The sequence below is a fragment of the Sulfurivirga sp. genome, assembly GCF_015490265.1.
Classification (GTDB): Bacteria; Pseudomonadota; Gammaproteobacteria; order Thiomicrospirales; family Thiomicrospiraceae; genus Sulfurivirga.
Window position 1 is genome coordinate 1 of the sequence record NZ_WFYD01000126.1, and the last position, 3,292, is coordinate 3,292.

General features: G+C 65.5%; 2 protein-coding genes. One reads left to right on the top strand and one right to left on the bottom strand.

Translation table 11 applies throughout. From position 1 onward, the window contains the following. Positions 1-148, top strand: a 148-nt coding sequence (locus F8K16_RS08245; protein WP_294949280.1) for a pyridoxine 5'-phosphate synthase, incomplete at its 5' end; no start/stop codon positions are given. A 178-nt stretch (positions 149-326) separates the two neighbouring features. Here the strand turns inward: F8K16_RS08245 and rne are convergent. Then, positions 327-2,972: a ribonuclease E gene (rne, locus tag F8K16_RS08250; RefSeq protein ID WP_294949276.1), complete on the bottom strand. Its 2,646-nt coding sequence runs from the start codon at positions 2,970-2,972 to the stop codon at positions 327-329. Between the last annotated feature and the right edge of the window lie 320 nt (positions 2,973-3,292).

Here is a 3,292-nt window from a genome sequence, read left to right on the forward strand (position 1 = left end):
CGCCCGCATTCCCCAGATCGTCGAGCTCAATATCGGCCATGCCATCGTGGCCCACGCCGTCTTTGTCGGCTTTGCCGAGGCGGTGCGGGAGATGAAGCGCCTGATGGTGGAGGCGCGCACCCACGCCGCCCTTGGTGCCACGCCCTGAAACCTCTCCACAACGGGGGCTCCCCCGTTTTTGCCGAGTCCGCCGCTGCCGCGCAGGCGCCGTGCCGGAAAAATACCGGTTTTGCGGGGGATGTGGCATGTACGGTAAGCAATTGGTGCACTGAAAAAGAAAACGGCCCCATTAGGGGCCGTTTGCCGTGCCGTCTGGTCAGACCCGTTCAGGAGGCTGACTTTTCCGCCTTGTCTTCGGTAGTGGGGGTCGACTCCGGCGGCGCTTCAGAAGCTTCTGTCGATGCTGTGGGCTCGGCCCGGTCCGAGGTGTCGGCGGCGACAGGCTGCGCGGTGGCTGCAGAGGCTGCCGGAGCTTCCGCCTTTGTCTCGGTCACGTCGGCATTTTCAGCCTCTGTGGCGGTTGGTTGTGGCGCTTCACGCCCCTCATCCGCTTCGGCCCGTGCAGGCGTCTTTTGAGCGGCGGGTGTTTCGACCGCCTCGGCTGCCGGGCCGGGTGTCTGTGCGCTTTCCCCAGTATCAGCCGGAGGCTGCTCGGTCTGTGCAGGAGCGGGTGCTTCATGCCGTTGCGGTGCTTCACCGGCTTCATCCAGCGGCAGCATGGGCACCTGCACCTTCTTGGGTTCGGCGATGGGTTCGTTGTCGGCGGCGGCCTGTGCCATCACTTCTTCTACCGTGAGGGACTCGGCGCCCTGCGGGGCGCGGCGGCGACGCATGGCGTAGCGTCCCTGCCGCTGGTAGCTGCGGCGACTGTTTCGGCTGCGGGGCGCCTGTTCACCCGTGTCAGTACTGCCGTCCTGCACGGGCGCTTCTTCCGGCTGTGCCGTTTCGGTGGCAGGGCTGGCGGGCTCTGCAGGTTCCGGACGGGATGCGGGCTTCTCCTCCGCCGGGGCGGCGTTGTGGGCGGCTTCCTGCCGGTCAGCCTGCTGGGCGGGCGCGCCTCCCTCCCGGCCGGTGTCCCGCTGCTGGGCGGACTCGGTGGCCGGCTGCTGCGGCTGGCCGCCTTCGTTCTGATCGCCCTGAGGACGGCGGTCACGCTGCCCGTTGCGACGGCGGCGGCTGCCGCCCCGGCGACGACGGTTGCCATTGCGCCGGTTCTGGCTGGAACGGCGGCGCTGTGGCTTTTCTTCTTCCTTCTCCTCCTTTTCCGGCTCGGCGACAGGGCCGAACAGGGCCTTGAACAGGCGGGTGAGCAGACCGGGCTTTTCTGAAGCAGTGGCGGTCTTCTCCTGCTTGGGAGCCGGTGGCGGAGGCGGTTCGCTGGGCTGGATGTTGGAGACCACCGGCGCTTCCTTTTCCGTCTGGGTGGCGGTCTCTTCCCGCGGCTCCGGCAGGGCCACTTCCGGGGCGGTCTTCTGGGCGTAGCTGGCCGCCTTGATCTCCTCGTCGTTGTAGCGGATGCGCTCCATCAGGTAGTGGGGTGTTTCCAGATGCTCGTTGGGCACGATGAGCACATGCAGGTTGTAGCGCTGTTCGATGGCGGTCAGCTGCGGGCGCTTTTCGTTGAGCAGGAAGGTGGCCACGTCCACCGGCAGCTGCACGGTGACCCGCTTGGTGTTCTCCTTCATGGCCTCTTCTTCCAGCAGGCGCAGGATGGACAGCCCCATGGACTCCACGCCGCGGATGACGCCGACGCCATGGCAGCGCGGGCAGACGATCTGGGTGGACTCCTCAATGGAGGGACGCAGCCGCTGGCGGGACATTTCCAGCAGGCCGAAGCGGGAGATGCGGCCGATCTGTACCCGGGCGCGGTCGGGCTTGACCGCTTCGCGCAGGGCGTTTTCCACCTCGCGCTGGTGCTTGTTGGAGTGCATGTCGATGAAGTCGATGACGATCAGCCCGCCCAGATCGCGCAGGCGCAGCTGACGGGCGATTTCAGCGGCCGCTTCCATGTTGGTGTTGAAGGCGGTCTCCTCAATGTCGCCGCCCTTGGTGGCGCGGGAGGAGTTGATGTCGATGGCGGTGAGCGCCTCGGTCATGTCGATGACGATGACACCGCCGGAGGGCAGGGTGACCTCCCGCTGGAAGGCGGTCTCGATCTGGGACTCGATCTGGAAGCGGGTGAACAGGGGAATCTTGTCCTGATAGGGTTTGATGCGGCCCACGAACTGGGGCATCACATGCTGGACGAACTCCCGCGCCCGGTGGAAGGCTTCCATGTCATCAATGAGCACCTCGCCGATGTCCTGCCGCAGGTGGTCGCGGATGGCGCGGGTGATGATGTCGGATTCCTGATAGATGAGAAAGGGCGCCGGCTTGCTGTCAGCCGCCTGTTTGATGGCATCCCACAGCTGCACCAGATAGTCCACGTTCCACTGCAGTTCCTCGGAGCTCTTGCCGATGCCGGCGGTGCGCACGATCAGCCCCATGCCTTCCGGCACGTCCACGCCGGCCAGGGCTTCGCGCAGTTCGGCCCGATCCTCGCCCTCGATGCGGCGGGAGATGCCGCCGGCGCGGGGGTTGTTGGGCATCATGACCACATAGGGGCCGGCGAGGGTGATCTGGGTGGTCAGCGCAGCACCCTTGTTGCCGCGCTCCTCCTTCTGCACCTGGACGATGAGCTCCTGACCCTCCTTGAGCACGTCGCTGATGGAGAGGCCATGCTCGCGCCGGCCGTTGGGGAAGAGCTCCTCGGCCACTTCCTTGAAGGGCAGAAAGCCGTGGCGCTCGGCACCGTAATCGACGAAGGCGGCTTCCAGACTGGGTTCGATGCGGGTGACCTTGCCCTTGTAGATGTTGGCCTTCTTCTGCTGGTGACCGGGCGTTTCGATATCCAGATCGTAGAGCTTCTGGCCATCGACCAGCGCAACCCGGACCTCTTCCGGCTGCGTGGCGTTGATGAGCATTCTTTTCATGATTGCGTTGTCCTTGCTACAGGTTGCTGGAACGCAGCAAACCGTGCGGACATGCATGCCGGGCGGGGGACTTCAGGGCACAGAAGCGCGACAGGAGATCAGCAATGCAGGCACGGCCGCACGCCCCGGCAACGTGATGCTGCCGGGCCGGGCGGCGCCAGAGATGTCGTTGTAAGCGGTTGGCCTGTCAACAAAACCGTGTCCTGTTAGTCTGATCGGCCCGTCACAGTGACTCGGATCGGGCCGGCGCGAAATTCTGTGTTCAAGTCGGCGTTGCCAGCCAGCGTCTTATCCCGTTTCGGGCGCGCTGGCGAATCGTC

What these genes read in the sequence shown, in the direction of transcription:
- rne (WP_294949276.1), bottom strand. Translation starts at nt 2,972, where the DNA reads ATGAAAAGAATGCTCATCAACGCCACGCAGCCGGAAGAGGTCCGGGTT.